19 protein-coding genes are annotated in these 25,098 nt (G+C 65.1%); 15 read left to right on the top strand and 4 right to left on the bottom strand.

Translation table 11 applies throughout. The features are described from left to right. The first annotated feature begins 7 nt into the window (after positions 1-7). Complete coding sequence (locus tag H9656_RS01395; protein ID WP_191742510.1) at positions 8-1,456, top strand: alginate export family protein; 1,449 nt, start codon at positions 8-10, stop codon at positions 1,454-1,456. A 127-nt stretch (positions 1,457-1,583) separates the two neighbouring features. On the opposite strand, the gene H9656_RS01400 is transcribed toward H9656_RS01395, so the two are convergent. Then, positions 1,584-2,207, bottom strand: coding sequence for a TetR/AcrR family transcriptional regulator (locus H9656_RS01400; RefSeq protein WP_191742511.1), 624 nt, complete (start codon positions 2,205-2,207; stop codon positions 1,584-1,586). A gap of 484 nt (positions 2,208-2,691) precedes the next feature. Here H9656_RS01400 and H9656_RS01405 point away from each other — a divergent pair, with 484 nt between their 5' ends. Further along, positions 2,692-5,658 (top strand): TonB-dependent receptor, encoded by a 2,967-nt coding sequence (locus tag H9656_RS01405; RefSeq protein WP_191742512.1) that lies wholly within the window; start codon positions 2,692-2,694, stop codon positions 5,656-5,658. 47 nt (positions 5,659-5,705) lie between these two features. Beyond that, a complete protein-coding gene (locus H9656_RS01410; protein WP_191742513.1) occupies positions 5,706-6,287 on the top strand; it encodes a TolC family protein in 582 nt (193 codons plus the stop codon). Positions 6,288-6,294: 7 nt separating this feature from the next. Here H9656_RS01410 and H9656_RS14180 read toward each other — a convergent pair whose 3' ends face one another. After that, positions 6,295-6,429: a hypothetical protein gene (locus H9656_RS14180; protein ID WP_263598605.1), complete on the bottom strand. Its 135-nt coding sequence runs from the start codon at positions 6,427-6,429 to the stop codon at positions 6,295-6,297. On the opposite strand from H9656_RS14180, the gene H9656_RS14305 reads away from it, so the two are divergent. The 7 genes from H9656_RS14305 (at position 6,407) to H9656_RS01445 (ending at position 16,312) form a co-directional block, all read left to right on the top strand. Then, a complete protein-coding gene (locus H9656_RS14305; protein ID WP_225212304.1) occupies positions 6,407-7,636 on the top strand; it encodes an HlyD family secretion protein in 1,230 nt (409 codons plus the stop codon). The two genes, H9656_RS14180 and H9656_RS14305, sit on opposite strands and share 23 nt — an antisense overlap. A 126-nt stretch (positions 7,637-7,762) precedes the next feature. Further along, a complete protein-coding gene (locus H9656_RS01420; protein WP_191742515.1) occupies positions 7,763-8,464 on the top strand; it encodes a Coq4 family protein in 702 nt (233 codons plus the stop codon). Between the two features lie 139 nt (positions 8,465-8,603). Next, the gene (locus H9656_RS01425) at positions 8,604-11,096 is read left to right on the top strand and encodes an acyl-CoA dehydrogenase (protein WP_191742516.1); all 2,493 of its coding nucleotides are present in this window, start codon (positions 8,604-8,606) and stop codon (positions 11,094-11,096) included. Further along, positions 11,096-12,424, top strand: coding sequence for a 3-oxoacyl-ACP reductase (locus tag H9656_RS01430; RefSeq protein WP_191742517.1), 1,329 nt, complete (start codon positions 11,096-11,098; stop codon positions 12,422-12,424). The genes H9656_RS01425 and H9656_RS01430 overlap by 1 nt, the downstream gene beginning before the upstream one ends. Further along, the gene (locus tag H9656_RS01435) at positions 12,421-13,308 is read left to right on the top strand and encodes a MaoC family dehydratase (RefSeq protein WP_191742518.1); all 888 of its coding nucleotides are present in this window, start codon (positions 12,421-12,423) and stop codon (positions 13,306-13,308) included. The genes H9656_RS01430 and H9656_RS01435 overlap by 4 nt, the downstream gene beginning before the upstream one ends. Next, positions 13,302-14,588: an acetyl-CoA C-acetyltransferase gene (locus H9656_RS01440; protein WP_191742519.1), complete on the top strand. Its 1,287-nt coding sequence runs from the start codon at positions 13,302-13,304 to the stop codon at positions 14,586-14,588. Before H9656_RS01435 ends, H9656_RS01440 begins: the two co-directional genes overlap by 7 nt. Then, the gene (locus H9656_RS01445; protein ID WP_191742520.1) at positions 14,585-16,312 is read left to right on the top strand and encodes an AMP-binding protein; all 1,728 of its coding nucleotides are present in this window, start codon (positions 14,585-14,587) and stop codon (positions 16,310-16,312) included. The genes H9656_RS01440 and H9656_RS01445 overlap by 4 nt, the downstream gene beginning before the upstream one ends. A 6-nt stretch (positions 16,313-16,318) precedes the next feature. Here H9656_RS01445 and H9656_RS01450 read toward each other — a convergent pair whose 3' ends face one another. Both H9656_RS01450 and H9656_RS01455 read right to left on the bottom strand, forming a co-directional pair. Further along, on the bottom strand, positions 16,319-17,188 hold the full coding sequence (locus H9656_RS01450; RefSeq protein WP_191742521.1) for a bile acid:sodium symporter family protein: 870 nt from the start codon (positions 17,186-17,188) through the stop codon (positions 16,319-16,321). Positions 17,189-17,209: 21 nt separating this feature from the next. Then, positions 17,210-18,886, bottom strand: a complete 1,677-nt coding sequence (locus tag H9656_RS01455) for an FAD-binding dehydrogenase (RefSeq protein ID WP_191742522.1) — start codon at positions 18,884-18,886, stop codon at positions 17,210-17,212. A gap of 325 nt (positions 18,887-19,211) precedes the next feature. Between H9656_RS01455 and H9656_RS01460 the strand changes: the two genes are divergently transcribed. The 5 genes from H9656_RS01460 to H9656_RS01480 all read left to right on the top strand — a co-directional run bounded on the left by H9656_RS01460 (position 19,212) and on the right by H9656_RS01480 (position 25,096). Next, complete coding sequence (locus H9656_RS01460) at positions 19,212-19,805, top strand: hypothetical protein (protein ID WP_191742523.1); 594 nt, start codon at positions 19,212-19,214, stop codon at positions 19,803-19,805. 69 nt (positions 19,806-19,874) lie between these two features. Continuing rightward, complete coding sequence (locus H9656_RS01465) at positions 19,875-20,612, top strand: fimbrial biogenesis chaperone (RefSeq protein ID WP_191742524.1); 738 nt, start codon at positions 19,875-19,877, stop codon at positions 20,610-20,612. 1 nt (position 20,613) lies between these two features. Then, on the top strand, positions 20,614-23,226 hold the full coding sequence (locus H9656_RS01470) for a fimbria/pilus outer membrane usher protein (RefSeq protein ID WP_191742525.1): 2,613 nt from the start codon (positions 20,614-20,616) through the stop codon (positions 23,224-23,226). A 13-nt stretch (positions 23,227-23,239) separates the two neighbouring features. Further along, on the top strand, positions 23,240-24,124 hold the full coding sequence (locus H9656_RS01475; RefSeq protein ID WP_191742526.1) for a hypothetical protein: 885 nt from the start codon (positions 23,240-23,242) through the stop codon (positions 24,122-24,124). A gap of 543 nt (positions 24,125-24,667) precedes the next feature. Then, positions 24,668-25,096, top strand: coding sequence for a helix-turn-helix transcriptional regulator (locus H9656_RS01480; protein ID WP_191742527.1), 429 nt, complete (start codon positions 24,668-24,670; stop codon positions 25,094-25,096). The last annotated feature ends 2 nt before the right edge of the window (positions 25,097-25,098 follow it).

The following is a 25,098-nucleotide window of genomic DNA, read 5'->3' on the forward strand; positions in this document are numbered from 1 at the left end:
GAAATCCATGACCATCGTTGCTGCGGCCGCCGCCGCATTGTTGTCGCACGCCCCTACGCCCGCCGCCGCCGAGGCTCCGATCCCGACGGCGCCGGCAGCGGGGCCAGCCGTCACGCCGGCCGCGCCGGCCGCCCCTCCGCCGTTCAAGCTGATCAACCACGACGAAAGCTACGCCTATCTGGCGGACCCGGCCAGACGGACCTCGACCTGGTCGAAGTTCAAGTACGCCCCGGTCGGCGGCGAGGGCAGCCCGGTCTGGGCGAGTTTCGGCGGAGAACTGCGCTTCCGCGCCGAACACCGCGACAATGAGCGCTTCGGTCGCGGCCTTCAGGATACCGGCGGCAATTTCCAGACCCGCTCCCGGCTGTGGGGCGAACTGAATCTGGGGTCCTCCCTGCGCGCCTTCGTGGATGTTCAGGACGCGCGGACCTCGGGGCTCTCTAGCGGCGAGCCGGTGATTGAGGAGAACCGCACCGACCTGCACCAAGCCTTCGTCGAAGCGAAGACGGTTCTGGGCGAGGGCGCGCTGCGCGTCCGTGCGGGCCGACAGGAGTTCGGTCAAGGCGGTTTCCGCCTGTTCGACATGCGAGAGGGGGCCAACGCCCGCGTGGCTCTGGACATGGTGCGGGTGCTGTATGACAGCCCGACCGGCTGGAGCGGCGGCGCCTTCGCCGGCTATGCCCTGCGCGAAGGAAAGGCTTCGTGGGACGACGCCACCAACTTCGACTATCGCCTGTATGGCGCCACGGCGGCCAAGACGCTGGGGCAGGGGGCGACGGCGCCGAAGCTGGAGCTGCTCTATGCTAACACCGATCGCCTGGTGACGCCGTTCGATGGCCAGATCGCCGGCCGCGATGATCGCGACACCCTGTCGGTGCGCCTGTCGGGCAAGGTCGCGCCCTGGGACTATGAGGTCGAGGCGGTCAAGCAGTGGGGCTCGTTCCGCGACCTCGACATCGACGCGTGGTTCTTCTCCGCCGTCGGCGGCCGCACCTTCGCGGACGTGAAGTGGTCGCCGCGCGTGGCCGTGCGTCTGGACGTCGGGTCCGGCGACAAGGACCCGAACGACGGCAAGCTGAACAGCTTCAACCCCCTGTTCCCGCAACCGGCGGCCCTGCGCACCGATCTGGGCTTCGCCAACATGGTGCTGCTGCAACCCGAGGTGACGGTGCGGCCTTCGCCCAAGCTGACCCTCGGCGCCAACACGGCGGGCCTGTGGCGTCAGAGCAAGGACGACGGCCTCTACGCCCTGTCCGGGATGGTGCTTCGCAGCGCCGACGAGGGGCAGTCGTCCTATGTCGGCTGGCGCACGGGCGTCTTCGCCCGCTACGCCCTGACGCCCTTTGTTTCGGTGATGGGCGTGGCCAACTACACCAAGGCCGGGGATTTCCTGAAAGAGACGGGGACGGCGGAAGATCAGTCCTACCTGGGGACATTCTTGACCTTCCGCTTCTGACTTCGGGGGGCCGCAAGATGCGGCCCCTTCCTTCTTCCCAAAAGGCTGGGTCTGGCCGCGGCGTCAGGCGACGGGGTTCGTTCCTTGCTGACGCGCCGAGCCGGGAGCAAGGCGCGGCCGCCGGCCTCTAGTCGGCTCGGGGATGCATGGCGAGGAAAGCGGGCAGCAGGCTGGCCGTGACCCTGCGGCTGGCGTCCTCGGACTGGCCCAGCATTTCCCGCAGGGGCGCTCCGATCAGCGCATCCCCAAAGGCGCCCAGGGCGATGAAGAGGACCGCTGACCCGATCGTTTCATCGGGATTATCCACGTTCAGGCCCAGTTTCTCTTGGATGGCCACCACAAGGGCTTGAACGGCCTCGCGCACCGGTTCGAGGTGCGACAGGTCTCCGGACAAGGCGATCCAAGCCGCCAGGCGACCGGCCCCTCCGGCCGCGAAGGCGTCGAACACGGCGTTGATCAGCTCTAGAGGGGCGCCCTCATCGGTGCGAAGCCGGGCGACCGCAGCGTCCAGGGCATCGCTTAGATCTGCGACCATTGATCCCATCAAGGCCGACTGCAGGCCCGCGGCCGAGCCGAAATGGTGAATCAAATTCGCATGGGTGACGCCGATCTCTGCCGCCACGGCAGCAAGGGTCACGGCGTTCGGCCCCCCCGAAATCAGAAGCGTTCGCGCCGAAGCCAGCGCCTCGCGGCGGGCTTCCTCTGGCGAACGGCGACGGCGGCGCGGTTTCTCGGGCTTCGTGATCGACATTGGTTGGAGTGACATCCGTGTAGGTAGCAGTCTCTTACGGATCGCCGAGGACGGCGGCAAGCCCGCTGACGCGTCGCGCGTGTCGGATGAGTGTAAGGGTGTCGCGGTGTTTCGTGAAACCTTGCTTGCGCCGGCGGCCCCCGATCGGACAACCGGAGATGGGCCGGACAGGTCGGCGCGGACACATTCAGGCTGAAGCCAGAAGCATCCGGGGCTTCTCTTGAAAGCCCCCCGCCTCTCTCAAATAAATCAGCCAGATGCCTCGGGCAGGGCGCAGAGCGTCGGCGGGAATGCGTCGCGGCGGGGGCCCGAATCCTTCCCTTAGGTTATCCGACATCTATGTAAGTAAGTTGTTGACACGCGTATCAATAGATGGATCGTTAGGGGCAGCTGTCGGCGCATCCGCCTCGTCGCCAGCTCGACTAAAGGCGGGAGGAAGCATTCGGCCAGGCTGGGGAGCAGGGCCGTGCAGGGGAGGGTTTTCATGGCTTCTGCGGCCCGTAATTGTGCGCGTCTGACTGTCACCGCGTCGGCTGTCGCCCTTCTTGCAGCGGCCGGCCCCGCGCTGGCTCAGGAGGCCGCGCCGTCCCAGGACGCGACGACGGTCGGCGACATCATCGTTACGGCCCAGAAGCGGGAACAATCCATCCAGGACGTGCCGATCGCGGTCACGGCGCTTTCCGCCGAGAACCTGGACGCCCTTAAGATTGAAGGGGGGGCAGAGCTGATGCGGGCGGTCCCCAACGTCAGCTTCTCCAAGTCGAATTTCAGCATGTATAACTTCTCGATCCGGGGGATCGGCACGAAAGCAGTGTCCGCCGCGTCGGACCCGGCGGTGGCTGTCAGCTTCAACAACAGCCCTCTGATCCGTAACCGGCTGTTCGAGCAGGAATACCTGGACGTCAATCGCGTCGAGGTCCTGCGCGGGCCCCAGGGCACCTTGTATGGACGCAACGCCACTGGCGGCGTCGTCAACATGATCCCCAATCTGCCTGGGCCAGATTTTGAGGCGATGCTCAAGGCAGAAGCTGGCAACTACAGCTCGATGCGCGGCCAGATGATGGTCAACCTGCCAGTCGCCGATACCTTCTGGGTCAGGGCGGCGGCGTCGCTGACCAAGCGTGACGGCTTTGACTACAACAGCCACACGGATCGGCGCGTCAATGATCGCGACCTGTGGTCTACGCGCCTCTCCGCCGCGTGGGAGCCTTCGGACAACTTCCGCGCGAACCTTGCCTGGGAGCATTTTGAAGAGGATGACCGGCGGGCGCGCACAGGTAAGATGCTTTGTACGCGGGACCCCGGTCCGACCAAGGTCGGCAATACGGTTGTGACGTCCAAGGCCCTTCGCGATCGCCTAAGTCAGGGCTGTCTGCCGGGCTCTCTCTATAGCGACGCAGCTTACAGCGCGCCCAATGCCGCTTCGCTCGCCTATATGTTTGTCGCTGGAGGCATTAGCGGAGGCACCGATCCTGTTTCAGGAAGGTACGTGAATCCGATAGATTTCGGAGTGGATCCATATGAAGGCGTGGAAAATCCTCGCAATCTGCGCGAGTTTTCCATGTCGTACGATCCGGTGTTCAGAGCCAAGAATGACGTGGTGCAACTGAATGTCGAATTTGATCTTCCTAACAATCTGAAATTCGTTTCTCAGACAACATATTCTAAGGACGATTATTATTCGTCCCAGGATTACGCCAGATACCTTAGTAATCCAATCGTCAATGACATGGGTAGTCTCATTGATGTTTTTGGCGAGCCCTTTGAGCAGGACATGACATCTGGCGGGCTGTACTATGACCCGCAGCTCGGACGGTCGAACCGGATGATATCCGCTGACCTGAGCCAGTCGGATAACAAGCAGATATACCAGGAGTTCAGACTCGCGTCTGACTGGTCGAACGGCGTGAATTTCAGCGTAGGCGCGAACTACCTGAACTTTAAAACGCAAGACGATTACTACGTCTTCAATAACATATTCACGATGATCGCGGAGTATTGGTACAACTCCGATATCTCCAGATTTGGGCTTTTCAAAGCTGATTGCGACGACACGCAATGGAAGGAGTGCGTGTACGTAGATCCAACGTCGTTAAACGACCTGGATGGCGACGGGCACAACTATTTTCGCAGCCTGAACAAGGTCAAGGTCGAGTCCATGGCTGTGTTCGGAGAGTTCTACTGGGATGTCTCATCCGACGTCAGACTCACCGCCGGGCTCAGATACACGGATGATACGAAGGTCACGACGCCTTACCCAAGCGAACTGCTTCTGGGCGCCGACGACAAGGGGGAGGGCGCGGCGACTGGCGGTTATCGCCGGCGGGGCTTCTCCGCCCTGCCTGACGTCAAGCAGAACTGGCAGGCCGTGACAGGCCGCCTGGTTGCTGACTGGAAGCCGAAGCTCAGCTTCACGGACGATACCTTGATCTACGCCTCTTACGCGCGGGGTTACAAGGGCGGCGGAACCAATCCTCCGCGAATGAACATCAACCCTGTCGTCGTCCAGTATCAGCCGTTGGAATCCCAGTTTGACCCCGAGTATGTCAATGCATTCGAAATCGGTTCTAAAAATACTCTTATGGACGGCGGGCTGAGGCTCAACGCCACCGCCTTCTATTACGACTATAAGGATTATCAGGTTTCCCAGATTACAGACCGCATCTCTCTGAATGAGAATTTTGACGCGCGCTCGTGGGGCTTGGAGTTGGAGACCATCTTCCAACCCAATCGAAACTTCAGAGTGGACGCCAACCTTGGCTACCTGAACACGCGTCTGGGCGACGGCTCTCAATCGATTGACGTGATGAACCGCGCCCAGGGGAACGAGGATTGGGTCGTTGTTCGGCCGTGGTTGCAGGTGCCGTCCAACTGTATCGCGCCGCGAGAGCATGTTGAGGCGATCTTGAACTCGTGGCTGCCCGAGAATTTCGGGGTTCAGGCCTTGTCTGCTCTGTGCGGGGGGTCTGTACGCACAGGGACATTTGATCCGAACTTCTCACCCGAATACGGGCCGATACCTTTGTATATGCTGTATGGCTTTACGTATGACTATCGGACGGCCCCCAATGGAGGGCGCGGATTCTACGCCGACATTTCTGGTAACGAGCTGCCGAATTCGCCCAACTGGACCGCGAACATCGGCATGCAATACAGCTGGTTTCCAGCCTCGTTCGAGGTGACGTTAAGACTCGATCACTATTTCCAGTCTTCTAGTTACGCTAGAGTTTATAACACGGAGTATGATCGTCTTAAGGCATGGGACAATACCAATGTATCGCTGGGCATATACAGCGATGATGGGTTAGCGATCCAGGCCTATGTCAAAAACGTCTTTGACAAGTCGCCGCTGACAGATGCCTTCACGAACAGTGATGACACCGGGCTACCGGCCAATGTGTTCACGCTCGACCCCCGGCTCTATGCAATTTCCGTAAGCAAGAAGTTCTGAATTCTATTGCTGCGGCGGTCTGGGTCGAGGTGGATCTGGATAGCGCGATGGAGAAGGCCTTTTCGTCGCGTATCGATCTTCTCGCGCAGCGCAAGTCTCTCGAGCAGGTGCGTCAGGCGCTCATCGTGGCGCGTAATCAGCGCCTCTGGGACGTGTCTCTGGTGGCTTCGGCCACGCGCGATAGCGGCCCGCGGCTCCTGGATCGGTTCGATGAGACCGACACGACGGTGGGATTGCGGCTGAACATTCCGATCGGCGATCTGTCGAGGCGGCAAGGCTGGCTGGCTGCGGACACCAATGTGCAGACGGCCGAACTGGCCTTCGAAGAGATGAAACAGTCGGTGGAGAGTCAGGTTTTGGATGCGGTTCAATCGGTGGAGGCCAGTTGGCTTCAGGTTCAGGCCGCCAGGCGGGCCCGCGCCTTGACCGAGCAAGCGCTTGAGATAGGCCACGAGCGGCTGCGCTTTGGCCGGGCTTCGAACTTTGAGGTCCTGTCTCTCCAAGCCGATCTACGCGCGGCCGACGCCCAGCAGCTGTCAGCGGACATCGCCTACCTCAATGCGCTGACGGCCCTGGATCAGCAAATCGGGAGCACGCTCGAGACATGGCGCATATCCTTGAACGACTGAAGTCCCGTCAGGCGCAGGCGGCTCTGGCCGTGGCCGCTGTGCTGAGCGCAGGCGCCGCGTACAGCTTGGCGCGCGGAGGGGCGTCCGAGGCCAGGGCGGAGGAGCAGAGCGCGACGATGATGCGCGCGCTATTTGTCGTCACAGTCAATTTTTCAGGGCGTGTGACGCCTGGCGAGCGGATCGACCTGAGTGCGCCGTTCGACGCCCGCGTTACCCGCGTCCTGTTCGAGTATGGAGATCAGGTCGAAGCCGGCCAACGCCTGCTCGAGCTTGACGCCTCTGATGTCCTGCGAAGTCGCGCGGAAGCCGAATCCGCCTGGCTGAAAGCGGACGCCGAGGCCGCCCGGGTAGTTGGATGGGAAGTCGGGGTGGAGGTGCGGCGTGCGACACGGGCGATGGCCGCCGCTGAGGCCGATCTGGCAGATCTCGAGGCGAGAATTGTCGAAACCCGGGCCCTGCTGGAGCGCGGGCTCGTGCCGCGAAGCGAGTACGAAGGCTTCCTGCAACAGCGTCGCCAGCGCGAGGCAGCGCTCGTTGCCGCGCGAGAAGAGCTTGCTGAGACCCTCAAGCGGGCGGGCGCCGGAGAGAAGCGTCTTGCATCGCTGCAACGCGCTGTCGCCGCGGCGCAGTACGATGCGGTACGAAGCGGCGGCGACGGCGTCATCATCGCGCCGCAGGGCGGAGTGATCGTCAGGCCAGCGTCCCAAGGAGACGGCGTCGACAAGGCCGTGCGGACTGGCGGCCGCGTGGCTAAAGGCCAATCCCTGGCGGTGATAGCCAGCACGGCTGCGCTTGATGTGGTCTTCATGCTCGATGAACTGGATCTGGGCGCGGTTCATCCCGGACAGAGGGCGGTCGTTACCGGGCCGGGGTTCGGCGGGAAGACTTTGACGGGGATAGTGACCGGGGTCGCGGGCGAAGCGAGTGCCGAGGGGGGCGCGAACAAGGCCGTGTTTGAAGCGCGCGTGAGACTGGACCCCCTCTCGTCAGACGCTGCGCGGGTTGTGCGGATCGGCATGACCGCCAATCTGGCGATCGTCGCCTATGAAAATGAAAGCGCCCTGGTCGCCCCCCCCCCGACGCGGTCCAGGGCGCGGCGCCCCACGCCTTTATCATGGTTCGAGGGCGCGGCGCCGAGCCCGAGCGGCGCGAGATCGTGGTGGGACGCGTGGGCCCTATGGGCGTGGAGGTATTGTCAGGCCTCGAGCCCGGCGATGTCGTCGTCTGGACGCCGTCGTCTCCGTCAGCCCAACCTTAGCGCCGAGCATGGGGCATGCGCCAGCGTGGGTGCGCACGCCCCAAGAGCGCTCGTGTCGGTATTGACATTGTTGTCAGTGTTGGGCATGTAGCTGGCGTCATTTGGCCTTAGGGAGCGAAAGTCGGTGCCAACAGGTTCAGCCATCCTCGCGGGGGCTCGCGCCGCGGACCGGAGCGCTCGCCTGCCGAGTCATGCGACCACACGCCGGGTGCAGCCTGTGCGGGCAATCCGCGCCTTGCGTGACCTGGTGGCGGACAAGGATGACACGCGTCAGGTATTCGAGATCATGAACGCCCTGTCCGGTCGGTCTCCCGACTGGGGCTATCGCCGGATGCTGGACACCCCCGAGGGGGGGCGACAGGCCTATGAGCGCCTGGAGTTGTCGGATCGACTGCAGGACCGCGACTGGCTGGCGCAGTTTGGTCCGGGCACCGTCGGCGCGGCCTATCGCGCCTTCATCGAACCGCAGAACTTCACCGCCTATGGCCTGGCAGCGGATAGTCGCAAGGTGGCCGACACCGAGATCGAGGCGGCGCACCCGCGGGCGTGGTACGCGCGACGACTGCGTGACGTTCACGACATCTGGCATGTGCTGACCGGATACCACTCAGACGCTCTGGGAGAGGCGTGCGTCGTGGCCTTTTCCCTGCCTCAGACCCGCAGCGCCGGATTCGGCCTGATCGCCGGAGGCGTGGCGGTGCAGTTCATGCGCGCCCGGACCGGCTTTCCTTGTGGGCGGGCGGTATTTCAGGCCTGGCGCAACGGCTGCCGGGCGGCGTGGCTGCCAGGCGAGGATTACGAGCGGCTTCTCGCTGAACCGCTGGATGAAGCGCGGCGTCGTCTGAAGATCTCGCCCCCCACGATCTATGATCGGGTGCCAGCGTCAGCGCGCAACGCCTACCTGGGAGGGAAAGGGTAACGCGGGCTTGGGGCGCAGGCGACCGCTCTGCTCTCATGACCCGCCGACGGTCCCGGCCTGTAGCGTGCCGGGTGGGGGTTCGGCGAGAACTTGAACAAGCCGGAGGGCTGGCGGCGCCAGCGACGGCGGGGGATCGACCATGCTGATATGGATTGGCGCCGTGCTGGGCGCTGGCTTCATCCTGACCTTTCTTCAAGCCCGCATGACGTGGTGGGCCTTGTTGACCGGGCTCTGGATTCTGGCGGGATGGAAGCTGGGGAACGTCTCGCCGTCGACGGCTGGCGTCATGGCTGGGGCCGCAGTACCGATCCTGGCGCTGCTGATGTTCAGACCCTTGCGAAGGGCCTTGCTGTCCCGTCCGGCGATGGGCGCTTTTCGACAGATCATGCCGCGCATGAGCGCCACTGAACAAGCGGCGGTCGAGGCGGGCAATGTCTGGTGGGACGCTGAGCTTTTTGCGGGCAGGCCCGACTGGCGGCGGCTGTTGTCGACGCCTTCACCCAGCCTGACAGGCGAGGAGCAGCGGTTCCTGGACGTTGAAACCGAGCAACTGTGCAACCTCGCCAATGATTGGGAGACCACTTCGGTCTGGCAGGATCTATCGCCTGAAGCCTGGGCCTACGCCAAGGACAAGGGCTTTCTGGGCATGATCGTGCCCAAGGCGTACGGCGGGCTTGGCTTCTCGGCCTATGCCCACAGTCAGGTGATCCAGAAGCTGTCGACCCGCTGTTCAGCGGCGGCGGTGTCGGTGATGGTGCCAAACTCCCTGGGACCGGCCGAGCTGCTGCTGCATTACGGCACGGAAGAACAGAAAGACCATTATCTGCCGCGTCTGGCGCGGGGGGAGGAGATCCCCTGTTTCGCCCTGACCAACCCCTATGCGGGATCTGACGCCGCCGCGATCACGGACACGGGCGTGGTCTGCAAGCAGATGTGGAACGGCGAGGAGACGCTGGGTTTCCGCATCAGCTGGCGCAAGCGCTACATTACGCTGGCGCCGGTCGCGACCGTGCTAGGTCTGGCGTTCCGCGCGGTTGATCCCGACGGTCTGTTAGGCGCCGAGGCCGAGCCGGGCATCACCTGTGTTCTGATCCCGCGTGATCATCCCGGCGTGAACATCGGGCGGCGGCACTGGCCGCTTAACGCCGTCTTCCAGAACGGGCCGACGACAGGCGACGACGTGTTTGTGCCGATGGAGATGGTGATCGGCGGGCGCGCTCAGGTCGGGGCGGGCTGGCGCATGTTGATGGAATGTCTGGCGGCGGGCCGGGCTATCTCCCTGCCGTCGTCCAATGTCGGCATGTCCAAGCTTGCCGTAGGGATGGTCGGCGCCTATGTCGCCATCCGACGTCAGTTCAACCAGCCGATCGGCGCCTTTGAGGGCGTGCAGGAGGCTTTGGCTCGGATGGCGGGCCATCTGTATGCGACCGACGCCGTCCGGCGTCTGGCGGCGGCGGCGCTGGACCAGGGCGAGAAGCCATCGGTGGTCTCGGCCATCGCCAAATATCACGTCACCGAACGCGCGCGCATCGTCATCAACGACGCCATGGATGTGATTGGCGGCAAGGGGGTCTGCATGGGCCCCAGCAACTATCTGGCGCGCGCCTATCAGCAGGTGCCGATCGCTATCACGGTAGAGGGCGCCAACATCATGACCCGCACCCTGATCATCTACGGTCAGGGGGCGATCCGCTGCCACCCCTATGTCCTGACCTTGATGCGGACGGCGGAGGCGGGCGAGCTGAAGCCGTTCGACGCCGCCCTGTTCGGCTATGTCGGTTTTCTGTTCCGCAATGTGGCGCGAGCGCTGACCTTTGGCCTGACGGGCGGCGTCCTGATCGGAGCGCCTCGCGACGCGGCGCCGCAGTTGAAGCGCTATTATCGCGCGGCGACGCGGCTCTCGACTCTGCTGGCGCTGGCTTCGGACCTGTCGATGGCGACCGTGGGCGGCGCCTTGAAGAGAAAGGGCGCGCTGACGGGGCGTCTGGGCGACATCCTGTCTCAGCTCTTCATTCTCAGCAGCGTGCTGAAGCGGTTTGAGGATGAAGGCCGTCCAGCGGAGGACCTGCCTTTCGTTCATTGGGCGGCGCAGGACGCTCTGGCGCGAGCCGGCGCGGCCTGGCGCAGCCTGCTGGCCAATCACCCAAGCCGGGGCGCAGCCCTGTTCCTGAAGCTGATCGGGGCGCCGTTCGGGTTGAAGACGTCCGAACCGGACGACCGTTGCGCCGCCGCTGTCGCCGCCCTGATCCAGACCCACGGCCCGGCGCGCGACCGTCTGATCGCCGGGTCGTGGACGGCGCAGGTGGAGGTCGATCCCATCGCCGTGACTCTCGCCGCTTTTGATCTCTATCCGCAGGTCGAGGCCATTGAGCGGCGGCTGAAGGACGCCGTGCGCGGCGGCGTGATTGCAAGGGCGCCGCAGAACCTGACCCTGCTGGATGGCTGGGCCGCAGAGGCGCAAGGCAAGGGCCTGATCACCACGCAGGAGCGCGAGTTGATCGGTCGTTTCGCCGCCCATGCCGATCAGGCGATCCAGGTGGACGACTTCGCGCCGGACTTCGATATCGCGGCCGGTCTGGCGAGACGGCCGACGGACACGGCGCCCGCCAAGACGAAGAAGAAGGCGGCCTGATGAGCGATCGCTATCTGAATTTCGTCAACTCGGGCGTGGGCGGTTGGGTGGCGGGAGCCCTGGGCCTGCCGCGCCCGGCGCCGCTGCAACGTCGCGCAGAGGCGGGGGCGGGGATCGTCGGCCCGTGTCTGTTAGGGGGCAGCGGCGACGGCCCCATGGCGGCGGTTCTGGCGGGGCTGATGGAGGCGTCGGGGCATGGGCTTCATGCCGAATGGTCGCCGGATGCGCGCTATGGCGCATTGGTGTTCGACGCCTCGGACTGCGCGCGCGTCCAGGCGGCGAAGGGCCTGTATGGTTTCTTCCATCAGGCTGTTCGTTCGGTCGCCGAACATGGCCGCATCGTCGTGATCGGTACGCCGCCCGAGTTGATGGCTGATGCGGAAGGCGAGGCGGTGCAGCGCGGGCTTGAGGGCGTCGTCCGCTCACTGGCCAAGGAGGTTCGGCGCAACATCGGCGTCCATATGCTCTATGTGGCGCCGGGCGCGGAGGCGGCCGCCGAAAGCACGCTGGCGTTTCTGTTGTCGCCGCGCTCGGCCTATGTTTCGGGGCAGTCGATCCGGGTGGCCGCGCCGGTCGAGACAGGCGAACCCGGCGCCGGCCACACAGGACGAAAGGTGCTGGTCACCGGCGCCTCGCGCGGGATCGGGGAAGCCATCACTTGCCTGTTCGCGAGTGAGGGCGCCCAGGTTACGGCGCTGGATGTGGCCGCGACGGCGGACGGCCTGTGCGCCCTGTCGGAAGAACTGGGCGTCGACAGTCTGGCGCTGGACATCACGGCGTCTGACGCGGCCGCGACCCTGCTCGCCGATGCGCGTAAGCGGGGCGGCTACGACGTGGTGATCCATAATGCCGGGATCACCCGCGACCGCACCGTAGCCCGCATGGAACCCGCCGAGTGGGACAGCGTCATGGCGGTCAATCTATCGGCGCCGCTGGCGATCACCCAGACGCTGATCGAGGGCGGGGGAATGCGCCGTAATGGCCGCATCGTCGCCGTATCCTCATTAAGCGGCGTCGCCGGCAACATGGGGCAGACCAATTACGCCCTGTCCAAGGCGGCGTGGATCGGGGCCGTCCGTCGCCTCGCATCGCAGTCGGCTTCAAGCGGCCTGACCGTCAACGCCGTGGCGCCCGGCTTCATCGAGACCCGGATGACCGCGGCCATCCCCTTCGCCATTCGCGAAGCGGGGCGCCGAATGAACAGCATGGGGCAGGGGGGCAGCCCGGTCGATGTGGCCGAGACGATCGCCTGGCTGGCGCATCCTGCATCGGGCGGCGTCAACGGGCAGGTGGTGCGCGTCTGCGGCCAGAGCCTGCTGGGCGCATGATCGTGGACGGCGCGGTCCAGCGGTTCGACGCTCCTCTGTCAGGGCTGGCGGTGGTCGGCGGCGCCCTGCGCGGTCTGATACGCAAAGCGCCTTCTGACCCGGTGCTGCCGCGCCGCGTGCTGGAACGTGAAGCGGTGTTGGAGGCGACGGCGGTCGACGCCTATGCCGGCGTGTGCGGTTTTGCGCCCGAGCAGGGCGTGCCGATCACCTGGCCCCACATTCTGGCCTTTCCTCTGCAGATGCGGATTCTGTTGGCAGCGGACTTTCCCTATCCGGCCGTCGGTCTGGTGCATCTGCATAACCATATCCGCCAGCATGCGCGTTTGGGCCTTGGCGACCGGCTGACGTTGAGGACCCGGGCGGGACGGTTCGTAGCCCACGACAAGGGGCAGGCCTTCCCTCTGGAGACGATGGCGGTTCGCGACGGCGAGACCGTGTGGGAAGGCGCCAGCCTCTACATGCGCGTCGGTCGGCCCGGATCGGGCGAACCTGCGCCGGTTCTGGCGAGCGACGAAGCGGGAGAGCAGAGCGAGACATGGCGGCTGTCCGAGGAACTGGGCCGTCGCTACGCACGTGTTTCCGGCGACGCCAATCCAATACACACCTCGGCGTTGGGGGCGCGGCTGTTCGGTTTTCGCCGCGCGATCGTTCATGGGATGTGGACCAAGGCGCGAGCCATCGCCGCCCTGTCGCCGCCGCAACCCTTGACGGTCGCCGAGGTCGAGGTCGCGTTTCGCGCGCCTCTGTTCCTGCCCGGAAAGGCGGCGTTGTACGCCGCATCATGCGGCCATGGACGCCATTTTGAAGTGCGCGACGCTGTTGGATCGCGCATCCATACGCGAGGTCGTTTGACCCTTTCATCCAGGGATGAAGCCCCATGCTGACCGCACCTGCGCCACGCCGGGTCGCCATTATCGGCGGCGTCCGCATTCCCTTTGCACGGGCCAACACCGCCTATGCCGAGGCGTCCAACCAGGACATGCTGACCGCCGCCCTGCAGGGGCTGGCCGACCGTTTCGACCTGCACGGTCAGCGCCTGGGCGAGGTGGCGGCGGGTGCGGTGCTGAAGCTGTCGCGCGACATCGCCCTGACCCGCGAAAGCGTGCTGGGCACGACCATCGGCGCGGACACCCCGGCCTATGATGTGTCTCAGGCCTGCGGCACGGGACTGGAGGCCGCCATCCTGGTCGCCAACAAGATCGCGCTGGGGCAGATCGAGGTCGGGGTTGCGGGAGGGGTGGACACGACGTCCGACGCGCCCATCGCTCTGAACGAACGGTTCCGAAAGGCCCTGCTGGCGGCGAACCGGGAAAAGACGACCGGCGGTCGGATCGAGGCGCTGTTGGGCGCAGGCCTGGCCGCCCCGTTCAAGCCGGAGCCGCCGCGCAATGCAGAGCCGCGCACCGGCCTGTCGATGGGCGAGCATTGCGAACTGATGGCCAAGCGCTGGAACATCGCGCGTGAGGATCAGGACGCCCTGGCCGTCGCCAGCCACCGCAACGCCGCCGCCGCCTGGGAGGCTGGCCTGTTCGACGACATGGTCATTCCCTATCGGGGGCTGAGGCGGGACAACAATCTGAGGCCGGATATCGATCCGGCGAAGCTGGCGACGACGAAGCCGGTGTTCGACCGCGAGAACGGCACCCTGACCGCGGCCAATTCCACGCCCCTGACCGATGGCGCCTCGACCGTGCTGCTGGCGAGCGAGGACTGGGCCAAGGCGCGGGGGCTGCCGATTCAGGCCTATCTGCGGACCGGCGAGGCGGCGGCGGTTGATTTCGTCGGCGGGGACGAAGGGCTGTTGATGGCGCCTGCCTATGCGGTTCCGCGCATGTTGGATCGGCTGGGCCTGACGCTTCAGGATTTCGATTTCTATGAGATTCACGAGGCCTTCGCCGCTCAGGTGCTGTGCACGCTCAGCGCCTGGGAGGATGAGGACTACGCTCGCACAAGGCTGGGGCTGGATGCGGCGCCGGGTTCGATCGATCGGGCCAGGCTGAACGTCAACGGCGGCTCGCTGGCGGCGGGGCACCCGTTCGCGGCGACCGGCGGGCGCATCCTGGCCAATCTGGCCGCCATGATCGACCGCAATGGCGGCGGGCGCGGGCTGATTTCCATCTGCGCGGCGGGCGGGCAGGGCGTTGTCGCAGTGGTCGAGAAATGAGCGCTGTGACGGATCACGCTGCGGAGATGGACCAGCTGTGGGCCGAGCGTTTCTGGACCAAGTCCTATCGCAAGGGCGTGCCCGTCTGCATCGAGGATGAGTTGGCGCGCTGGGCCTCGGTCCCCCAGTTGTTCGAGGCGGATGCGCTGAAGTTCGCCGACCGTCCCGGCTTCGTCAGTCTGGGCTCGGCGGTGACCTATGGCGATATGCTGAAGGCGGCCAAGAGCTTCGGCGCCTGGCTGCAGTCGATCGGCGTGCAGCCGGGCGAGCGGGTGGCGCTGATGATGCCGAACTGCCTGCAGTATCCGGCGGCCCTGTTCGGCGTGCTGTTCGCGGGCGGGATCGTGGTCAACGTCAATCCGCTCTACACCCCGCGTGAATTGAACCATCAGCTGAAGGACAGCGGGGCGGTCGTCCTGGTGGTCATGGACATGTTCGCCGCCACGGTGGAGCAGGCGCGCGAAGGGACCGATCTTCGGCACGTCGTCGTCACCGCCATGGGCGACATGATGGGCGGACTGAAGGGCGTCGCCGTCAGCGCCCTGATGCGTCACGTGCAGAGGATGGTTCCGGCCTATCGTCTGCCGGGCTCGCATCGGTGGACGCGCGTGATGGGACAGGCCCGGCGACTGACTTTGCGGCCGGTGCACATCAGTCCCGAAGACATCGCCTTCCTGCAATATACGGGGGGCACGTCAGGCGTGGCGAAGGGGGCGATGCTGACCCATCGCAACATCCTGGCCAACACGATTCAGGGGCGGGTCTGGCTGCTGGATCAGATTGATCAGACACGGCCTCTGGGCAATGTCACCATGCTGCCGCTTTACCATATCTTCTCGCTGACCGCGAACCTGATGATGTTCACCGGGGCGGGCGGGCGCAACATCCTGATCGCCAATCCGCGCGACGCCAAGCGGGTGGAATGGATCCTGCGCAAGGAGCGTTTCGTCGGCATGACCGGGCTGAACACCCTGTTCGTCAGCCTGATGAAGAGCCGGGCGTTTCGGGAGCGCGATTTCTCGGATCTGAAGCTGACCATCGCCGGAGGCATGGCGACGCAGAAGGTCGTCGCGGGGGAGTGGCAGGCGGTGACGGGCGCGCCGCTGATCGACGGCTATGGCCTGACGGAGACGTCGCCGGTGGTCTGTATCGGGCGCGTCGATCTGGAGCATCCGGAAGGGATGGGCTTCGATGGAACGGTGGGCTTGCCGGTGCCCTCGACTGAGGTTCGCATGCGTCGCGAGGACGGGAGCTGGGCCGGGATCGGCGAAGAGGGCGAACTGCATGTGCGCGGCCCCCAGGTGATGCTGGGCTATTGGAAACGGCCTGACGAGACGGCCAGGGTGCTGTCGGACGACGGCTGGCTGGCGACCGGCGACGTCGGGGTGATGCAGGCGGATGGGCGGGTACGCCTGGTGGATCGGATCAAGGACATGATCCTGGTGTCCGGCTTCAACGTCTATCCGGGCGAGATCGAGGATGTGATCGCCAGCCATCCTCTGGTCGAGGAGGTCGCCGCCGTCGGCGTGCCGGATGCGGCGCAGGGCGAGCGGATCAAGATCGTCGTGGTGCCGCGATCGCCTGAGCTGACGACCGAGATGCTGATCGCTCACAGCCGCGCGCAACTGACCGGCTACAAGGTGCCGCGCATCGTCGAGTTCCGCAGCGAACCCCTGCCCAAGACGGCGGTGGGCAAGGTGCTGCGTCGCGAACTGCGCGGCTGATCTCGTTCAGCCTGCGACGGCCGCCGTGCGTTTGCGGGTGATCAGCAAGCCGAACGCCGCCGCCAGGGGGAACATCAGCACGCCATAGACGGCGCCGGGCAGGGTCATCTCCGGGCTGCGCAGCACCGATTGGGCGATGACGATGGCGAGGGTGGCGTTGTGCAGCCCGACCTCGAAGGCGCTGGCGATGGCCTGCGGGCGTTGGATCTTCAGCAGGCGCGGCACGGCGAAACCTATGCCCAGGCTGAACAGGCAGAACAGGATGACGATCCCCGCCAGGGCCTGGAAGTTGGCGAGCAGCACATCCAGGCTGGACGCCGCCGCGCCCAGGATCACCAGCGTCAGGATCAGGATGGAGGCGATCCGCACCGGCCTGTCCATCGCCTGGGCGAAGCCGGGTTTCAGGCCGCGCACCAGCATCCCCAGACCCACGGGAAACAGCACGATCATGAAGACCTCGAGGGTCTTGGTCAGTTGCAGGCCGACCTTCATGTCGCCGGGCTGGAAATAGGCCACGGCCAGGTTGACGATGACCGGCAGGGTCACGACGGCGATGACGGAGTTGATCGCCGTCAGGCTGATGTTCAGGGCCACATCGCCGCGGAACAGGTGGCTGTACAGATTGGCGGTCGTCCCGCCGGGCGAGGCCGCCAGCAGCATCATGCCGACCGCCAGGATCGGCGGCAGCCGGAACGCCAGCACCAGGGCGAAGCAGATCGCCGGCAGCAGAAGCAACTGACACGCCAGGGCCACCGCCGCCGCTTTCGGCTGTCGGCCCACCCGAACGAAATCGGATGGCGTCAGGCTCAGGCCAAGGCCGAACATGATGATGCCCAGCGCGATCGGCAGCCCGATCAGGGTCAACGGCGAGCCCATAGGTCATTCCCCCTGTTGTCGTCAGTTCCGCCCCGAGAGCGCCCGTCCCGCCGCTCGCCCGGAGAAGATGCATCCGCCCAGGAAGGTGCCTTCCAGAGCGTTGTAACCATGCAGGCCGCCGCCGCCGAAACCAGCGGCTTCGCCTGCGGCATAGAGACCTTCCAGCACAGCGCCGTCGGGCGTCAAGACGCGGCTGGACAGGTCCGTCTGCAGTCCGCCCAGCGACTTTCTCGTCAGCACGTGCAGCTTGACGCCGATCAGCGGCCCCGCCTGCGGATCCAGCACCTTGTGCGGCACCGAGGTGCGCGCCCAGCGGTCGCCTTTGTAGCGGCGGCTGTTGTGGATGCCCTGAACCTGAACATCCTTGGCGTAGGGATTGTCCATCTGGGCGTCGCGATCCTCGATCTGGCGACGGATCAGGGCCGGGTCGAGCAGCGGTTGCTCGGTGAGGCCGTTCATCTTCGCCACCAGCATCTCCAGATCATCAGCGACGGCGAAGTCGGCGCCCTTGTCGCGGAAGGCGGCCACCTCCTTCGGCGCGCCCTTGCCCAGGCGCGAACGCAGGACGCCGAGCAGATTGCGGTTGGTGATGTCGGCGTTCTGTTCCGATCCCGACAGAGCGAATTCCTTGGCCAGCATCGTCTCGGTGACGATGAACCAGGAATGGTCGTACGCCGCCAGATCGGGCGTAGTGCGCAGGTGTTTCAGCGTCGCCATGGTGTCATAGCCGGGCAGGGCGGGATGCGGCAGGCGCCGACCCAGGGCGTCGAACCACAGAGGCGAGGGTCCGGGCAGGATGCGGATGGCGTGCCGGGGCCAGATCGGCGCCCAGTTCCGCACCCCTTCGACATAGTGCCACATGCGGTCCCGGTTCACGAGGCGGGCCCCGGCCTCAGCGGCGATGTCCAGCATCCGGCCGTCGACATAGGCGGGGACGCCGGTGATCATTTCGCGCGGCGGCGCGCCCAGCCGTTCAGGCCAGTATCGCCGCACCAGTTCGTGATTGCCGCCTATGCCGCCGGTCGCCAGGATCACTGCGGGCGCCTTCAGGGTGAAGTCGCCGATGACGGTGCGGTTCGTCGGCGCTCCGCGCGGGGCATCGTCCGGGGCCAGGACCGCGCCGCTGACGCCCACGACGCGGCCGCCCTCGACCAGCAGCTGATCAACGCGATGTCGGTGATGAAACGTCAGTCGGTTTTGCTTCGCCGCATCCCTGGCCCTGTCGGCGAACGGCTCGGACACCCCGGTGCCGGTTCCCCAGGCGACATGAAAGCGGGGCACGGAATTGCCGTGGCCGAAGGCGGTCCCGCCGCCGCGCTCGGCCCACCCGACCATCGGAGTCAGCTTCACGCCGAGCTGCCGCAGCCAGCTGCGTTTCTCGCCGGCGGCGAACTCGACATAGGCCCGGCCCCAGCGCGCAGCCCATTCATCTTCGGCGCCCGGCCCGTCAAGTCGGTCCCATCCGGCGCTGCCTTGCCAGTCACGCCAGGCCAGATCGAGGCTGTCCCGTACGCCCAGCCGCCGCTGTTCTGGCGAGTCGACCAGGAACAATCCGCCGAACGACCAGAAGGCCTGACCTCCGAGATTTCCTGCGGCTTCCTGATCCACGACGATCACGCGCTGGCCTCCCGTCACCAGCTCATGGCAGGCGGCCAGACCGGCGAGGCCCGCGCCTACGACTATGACATCCGCATCCATGGAGCATCATTCCGCTGAGAGGTTGGTGTAAAATAATACTAACATGAAGGTTAGTATTTAGCGGAGTGGACGGCAAGCCAGCTTGGCTGTTTGGCGAGCCTGCCTGACTTATTATGCCTCAGCCCGGCTCAGGCGCTACGGGGAATCGCCGTCGCATTGATGACCAATTAGTTAAAATTGACTAGTCCAAGATGAGTAGCAACCTTGGGGATGTTGGCCTGCGGGGCTGGTAGTAAATGGCGAGATTGTGGCGATCAGCCGCAAGGCCAGGATGTTGAAGCAACAGTCTGGGCTCTCGTTAAACAACCAAATCCCGGAGGCGAAGATGCGTACTTTGATGATGACTGCGGCCGCCACCGCCGCAGCAGCCCTGCTGGCCCTGCCCGGCGTTTCCAGCGCTCAAACCAATGTGACGGTCAGCACCAGCGTGACCAACTTCTGCGGCATCGGCCTGGCCAACGTGGCTGGCGGCAATGTCGCGGTGGCCAACGGCCAGCGCCAGAAAGTCACCACCCTGCGGATGTCGTGTAATGCTCCGGGGGGCGCTGAGCTGACCTCCAAGGCTGCGAACGGCGACTTCAAGTCGGGCTCTGGCGTTCTGATCAACTACGACTGGGATCTGGTCGTGCAGCAAGTGCCGAGCCTGGGCTTCCCGGCTCAAGACACCTGGCCCGGCAGCCCGGCGATCGTCACCAACTCGGGCGGCTATAGCCAAGCCCTGGCTGACGGCATCTTCGCCGATCTGTTCCTGAACCTCTGCTACAACGTTCCGGGCGGCCCCGGCGTCGGCGGCACGCAAGGCGACGACACCAACCCCGGTTCGATCGGTTGCGCGGCTGCGCCATCCGGTCCGGGCGCGGCGTCGGCTCCGGCCGGCACCTATACGGAGACCTTCACCTTCACGCTGAACCCAGCTTGATGGAGCCTGAACGGGGAGCCCGCAAGGCTCCCCGTTTTTCTTTCGCATTACTGCAGGGGAGATGCAGTTATGAGATTTCAAGTCGTCGCAGCTTCGGTGCTCTGTCTGATGATGGCCATGACGGCGCCGTCAGATACGCGCGCCATGGACGTCTCGCCGATGGTGGCCAAGATCACGCCTTCAGGAAGCGGATCCAGCTACCGATTGACCGTGCGCAACACCGCCACGACGCCGGCTACGGTCGAGATCGAAGTCTATCGGATGCAGGTTGACGAAAACGGCACCCGTAGCCTGGTCCCTGAAGAAGACGACATCGGCGTCTTCCCAGTGCAGTCCGTCATTCCACCCAATCGCGAACAGGTGGTGCAGGTGCGCTATCTCGGCGACAGCGGGCCGGAAGGCAAGATGTATCTGGTACGTGCGGCGCAACTGCCGATCAATATGCAGGCGATGACCGGAGAGGACGAGGCCGGGGCAGACGTCAAACTGGCCTTCACGATCAATACCTATGTCTTTGTAGCGCCGGCCAGCGCCAGGGCGGCGGTCGAGGTGACCTCCCTTTCTCGCGCGCCGAACGGCGACATCCTTCTGACAGCGCGAAATACGGGCGACGGGTTCGCCCATCTGCGTGAGGCGCGCTATTCGCTCAAGACGGCCGACGGCAAGGCGCATGAGGTTCCGGCCGCGGGCGTCGATGTCGGAGAGGTCAGCGTGATTGCGGGCGGCGCCACGCGCAAGATGCGTATCCCGGCTGCGCTGGCGGCTGACGCCAGCGGCGACGTGACCGCCTCTATCGTGCTGCTGTGAGATGTCCGGCCGCAAACGGATCTGGCGGCGCCTGGGCGCCGCTGCCTGCCTGGGCGGCAGCGTCGCCTCGGCCAGCAACGCCGAAGCGCCGTTCGCGGGGGATGAAGTCATCCGCACGGCGCGCAACTATTCCGAAGTCACCTACGGCGCCGCCGCCGTAGTCCCGGTCGAGCGAGACGCCCCTGACGTCCTGCTCGCCGCCGGCGCCGCGTCGAGTGTTCCCCCCGCGCTCGATGCGGCGGCCGGCGGACCCCAGGATCAGGCGCCCTCGGCCCGGCCAACGCCGGTGCTGAGTCCGATCCAGGGGCCGCTCACCCTCGATGGCCGCTATCTGGGCGACCTGGCAGGGGAGGTGGATCTGCAAGGCCAGGGGGTGGTCGACGCCGAGGGGCTGATGGACCTTCTGGGTCCCAGTCTGTCGCCCGCCCAGCGCGACCGGCTGAAGACGATCATCGCGTCGCAGAAGCGCGTCAACATGGCGGACCTGAGAGGCGAGGGCTTTTCCTTGAGCTTCGATCCCCTGGCCCTGACCTTCGTAGCAGAACTGTCGGCCGGAGCGCGGGCGCGTCGGGACGTCAGCTTCAACCGTAACGAGTTGGTCGATCCGGCGGCCTTTGATCAGCCCGCCAATTTTTCGGCTGGGGCGAATATCACAATGGCCCAGCAGTATTCGCATTCGGAGAACAGCTTTGCGCCCCTGGCGGGCGGCGTGGATATGTTCGCCAACTTCGGCGGCTTCGACGGCGTGACGTTGACGGCAGGCGTCGACTACGATGGCGCGTCCGATGAGCGCTGGCGCCGCCGCGAAATCCGGCTGACCAAGGATCTGTTTCAGTCAGCGGTGCGCCTGACCGCCGGCGAGTTCGCCCCGCCCGTCGAGAGCTTCCAGGGCTCGCGAAGGTTTCTGGGCCTGTCAGCGGCGCGGGCCTATTCGACGATCCGGCCGTTCCAGAACGTGCGGCCATCTGGACGACGCCAGTTCGTGCTGGATCGCCCCGCCCTGGTGGTGGTCGAGGTCAATGGGGTGATCATCGAGCGGCTGCGCCTGGACGCCGGGCCCTATTCCCTGGGCGACTTTCCGTTCGGCCAGGGCGCCAACACCGTGCGCCTTCTGGTCGAGGACAATACAGGCCAGCGAGAGATCGCCGTGTTTGACCTGTTCGGCGGCGCAGGACTGCTGGACCCCGGCGTGCTGGATTTCGGCATCTCGGCAGGCGTGCTGGAGGAGGGCGGATCGCTGGAATACGGCTCCGCCCTGGGCGCGTCGGGATTTGTCCGCAAGGGGATCAGCGACGTGCTGACCCTGGGCGCCAACGCCCAGCTGGCCGAAGGGCGCGGCCAGGCCGGCGGGCTGGCCGTATGGGGTAGTCGTCTCGGCCTGATCCAGGCGAGCGCCGCTGTCAGTCATAACGGCGACACGGGACGGCAGGGCTATATCGGCTCGATCGACTATCTGCGCGAGACGACGTTCGGCCGGGAAGCAGACCTTCGCCTTGTAGCGTCAGTCCAGGCGACCAGCCGCTATTTCCAGAGCGCCTTCGAAAACACAGGCTTCAACCGTGAGCAATGGCGCGCCGCCGGCCAGGCGCTGTTGCGGTTCCGCGCCTATACGATGGGCTTTGGCGCGGCCTATGTGAAGGGGCGGGGCGAGCGGGATCGGACCGACCTCAATCTGAACTTCGGTCGCAGTTTCCGCCGCTTCGGCGTCAATATGACCGTGCAGCGCACGACCGCTCTGGACGGTCGCGACGACACGCGGTTCGGCATCAACCTGACCACCCGTTTCGGCGGTCGGTGGAGCGGCGTGGCGCGGTACGACAGCCAGAACGACCTGCGCGAGGTCGGCATTTCGCGTGCCTCGTCAGGCCGCCTGAACGATCTGAGCGGGGATCTGCGCTTCTCGGAAGACGGGACGCAGCAGACCATCGCCGGCGACCTGCGCTACATCAACAACCGCTTCGATGCGGAAATCATCTCAAACCGCCTGGTCTCGAACCTGGACGACGGCGTGGTGCGGCAGGAGTCGCTGTGGCGGCTCTCGACCATGATCGGTTATGCGGACGGCGCCTTCGGCATAGGCCGATCGGCGCGCGAAGGCTTCGTCATCGCCACCGGCCACCCGACATTGAAGGGCGCGCAGGTCAGCCTGACGGACTCCAGCGGCTATCCTGTCGCCCACAGCGGCTGGTTCGGCCCGGCGCTGGCGGGCATTGATCGAGGCTATGGCGTCCGGCGCTATGAGCTGGAGGTCGATCCCTTGCCGGAGGGCTATGACCTGGGCGCCGGCGTGATCTCGGCGTTTCCCGGTTTCGGCAATGGCTATCGTTTTGTCGTCGGCAGCGACGCCTCGCGTACGGCGCGGGGCTATCTGGTTTCGCCAGAGGGGCCTGTGGCCTTGATGGGCGGACTGATCGTAGCGGCGGGGGCCCAGGACGAGACGCAGGGCAAGCCCTTCTTCACCAATCGCAACGGGAGGTTCATCGCCGACGGCCTGGCCCCCGGACGTTATCGACTGGTGATCAAGGGGAAGACAGTCGGGGAATTCGTAATCCCAGACAACGCGGAAGGAGTCAGCGATGTGGGAGAAATCAGAACCCCCGGGCCTGTGTCGTAGGGCGCCGTTGAGGTTGATAATAGGGGCCGCGGGCCTGCTGGCGGCCACTGCTCTGGCGACCAGCGCAGCGGCTCAGGCGTGCGACCTGGCGGTGCTGGACGGGCCGCAGACAGTGCGGATCGAGTATAATCCGTTCGATATCGGGCCGTCCTCAGCCGGGCTGGACGTCAGCATGGAGAACCGGGGCGACGCCGCATGCGACCTGCGCATGTCGTTTACGGACGACGTCGGGATGGAGGTCACCAGCGTAGTCCTGGGCAATGTGGGCGTGCAGTTCCGGCCGCGAGAAGCATCGGGCGTGCAGATGGCTGACGTGCAGACGGCCGTGTTCCAATACCAGCTTCCTGCGGGCGCGAAGGGACAGGCTCAGTTCGACGCTGCAGTTGTTCAAGGCGCCGTCGCCGACGCTGGCGAGTACGGCGTTAATCTGCGTCTTGTGCTGAAGACGACAGACGGACAGCCGATAGGGGCGCCGATCCCGGTACGCTTGATCCTGCAAGCCACCCCGAGGGCGCAGCTAAACCTTGCGGGGGCGGCGGGCGCCTTTGGGACGGGCTCCAGTGTTGAGGTCGTCGATTTCGGTCAGGCGGCCGAAGGGCTGACGCGCCGGATATTTCTCCAGGTCCGGGCTAACACCATGGCGACGGTGTCGATCGTGTCCCAGCACGGCGGCGTCATGCAGCGTGTAGAGGAGGCACCGAACGCTACGGCCTTGCCCTACACGGTCGAGTTGGACGGCGATGACGTAGATCTGTCGGTCCTGTGGACAAAACAGATCGATCCCCCGCGAACCCTGGCCGGTATTTCCATCCCTATGACCTTCATTCTGGGTCCGGTCGCAGGCGCTATGGAGGGGCGTTATGCGGATGTTCTCACCATAGACATCTCGCCCAAGTAGACTGACCCATTTTGGGACTTTAAGTGAACGTGTTAAATCTCATGCCAGTCCGTGTCTATTCCTAGCATTTCGTCTGATGTCGCATCGCCTTTAGAGTCATCGAAATTCCCGACTTGAGCTGATCCGACGGTATTCGCGAGACCGAATCTTTAAGGCAAAGCTCGTTAAAATCTCGGTTTCTCATTTTGGCGCTTGAAACCCGCTGTTATGCGGCCAAGAATGAGATTGCTGAGGATGCGCTTTTCAGCTTCGCGGAGCTGATGGGGCGGTAGGCCGGGCGCGCGGGAGGTTAGGGCGATGATGGGAGAGCAGGCCACGAAGATGCTTGGATCGGACACGGCGAGCCCTGTGGACGGGGTGTTGATAAGCGGACCTGCGGCGGCTTTTGCCGCTATGCGGTCCTTCGATCCCTCCGTTGCGCCCCGTGATCCCCCCGAAGCGGACGCATGGTTTGAGGCCGACGATACGGCTCGGTTCATCCTCGATGCGGACGGTAGGGTTCTGCGCACCAACGCGAAGGCGCGAGCGTTGGCCGATTGCGGCATGGTCGGGTCGCGCGGGTTGTTCATCTGCGCGGCGCACCGTAGCCGGGCGGAGCTGGATGGGCTGTTACGGGATCTGGCCCACGGGAACCGGACGTGCGGCCGTATTCTGTTCCGGACCGGCGACGACGAGTGGTGCATCCTGGACCTGATGACGACGCCAAAGGCGCCCTGCCGGGTTTTCGCCACGGCTCAACCGGTCAAACCGCTGGACGTGGCCAAGATCACGGCTCTGGGGGCTGTGTTCGGCCTCACCCGCGCCGAGACGGCGGTGCTGTTGCAACTGACCGCCGGCGCCACGCCCAAGGACATCGGCCGTAAGCTGGACATGTCGATCCATACCGTGCGGGCGCATCTGCGCTCGATCTGCATGCGCATGGGCGTCAAGGGCATCAACGGCGCCCTGCGGCTCAGCTTTCAGATGAGTTGAGC

It is taken from the genome of Brevundimonas guildfordensis, assembly GCF_014836405.1.
Taxonomy (GTDB): domain Bacteria; phylum Pseudomonadota; class Alphaproteobacteria; order Caulobacterales; family Caulobacteraceae; genus Brevundimonas; species Brevundimonas guildfordensis.

What these genes read in the sequence shown, in the direction of transcription:
- H9656_RS01480 (WP_191742527.1), top strand. Translation starts at nt 24,668, where the DNA reads ATGGTCGGGTCGCGCGGGTTGTTCATCTGCGCGGCGCACCGTAGCCGG.
- H9656_RS01460 (WP_191742523.1), top strand. Translation starts at nt 19,212, where the DNA reads ATGCGTACTTTGATGATGACTGCGGCCGCCACCGCCGCAGCAGCCCTG.
- H9656_RS01400 (WP_191742511.1), bottom strand. Translation starts at nt 2,207, where the DNA reads ATGTCGATCACGAAGCCCGAGAAACCGCGCCGCCGTCGCCGTTCGCCA.
- H9656_RS01425 (WP_191742516.1), top strand. Translation starts at nt 8,604, where the DNA reads ATGCTGATATGGATTGGCGCCGTGCTGGGCGCTGGCTTCATCCTGACC.
- H9656_RS01435 (WP_191742518.1), top strand. Translation starts at nt 12,421, where the DNA reads ATGATCGTGGACGGCGCGGTCCAGCGGTTCGACGCTCCTCTGTCAGGG.
- H9656_RS01470 (WP_191742525.1), top strand. Translation starts at nt 20,614, where the DNA reads ATGTCCGGCCGCAAACGGATCTGGCGGCGCCTGGGCGCCGCTGCCTGC.
- H9656_RS14305 (WP_225212304.1), top strand. Translation starts at nt 6,407, where the DNA reads ATGCGCGCGCTATTTGTCGTCACAGTCAATTTTTCAGGGCGTGTGACG.
- H9656_RS01450 (WP_191742521.1), bottom strand. Translation starts at nt 17,188, where the DNA reads ATGGGCTCGCCGTTGACCCTGATCGGGCTGCCGATCGCGCTGGGCATC.
- H9656_RS01395 (WP_191742510.1), top strand. Translation starts at nt 8, where the DNA reads ATGACCATCGTTGCTGCGGCCGCCGCCGCATTGTTGTCGCACGCCCCT.
- H9656_RS01405 (WP_191742512.1), top strand. Translation starts at nt 2,692, where the DNA reads ATGGCTTCTGCGGCCCGTAATTGTGCGCGTCTGACTGTCACCGCGTCG.
- H9656_RS01410 (WP_191742513.1), top strand. Translation starts at nt 5,706, where the DNA reads ATGGAGAAGGCCTTTTCGTCGCGTATCGATCTTCTCGCGCAGCGCAAG.
- H9656_RS01445 (WP_191742520.1), top strand. Translation starts at nt 14,585, where the DNA reads ATGAGCGCTGTGACGGATCACGCTGCGGAGATGGACCAGCTGTGGGCC.
- H9656_RS01465 (WP_191742524.1), top strand. Translation starts at nt 19,875, where the DNA reads ATGAGATTTCAAGTCGTCGCAGCTTCGGTGCTCTGTCTGATGATGGCC.
- H9656_RS01455 (WP_191742522.1), bottom strand. Translation starts at nt 18,886, where the DNA reads ATGGATGCGGATGTCATAGTCGTAGGCGCGGGCCTCGCCGGTCTGGCC.
- H9656_RS01430 (WP_191742517.1), top strand. Translation starts at nt 11,096, where the DNA reads ATGAGCGATCGCTATCTGAATTTCGTCAACTCGGGCGTGGGCGGTTGG.
- H9656_RS01440 (WP_191742519.1), top strand. Translation starts at nt 13,302, where the DNA reads ATGCTGACCGCACCTGCGCCACGCCGGGTCGCCATTATCGGCGGCGTC.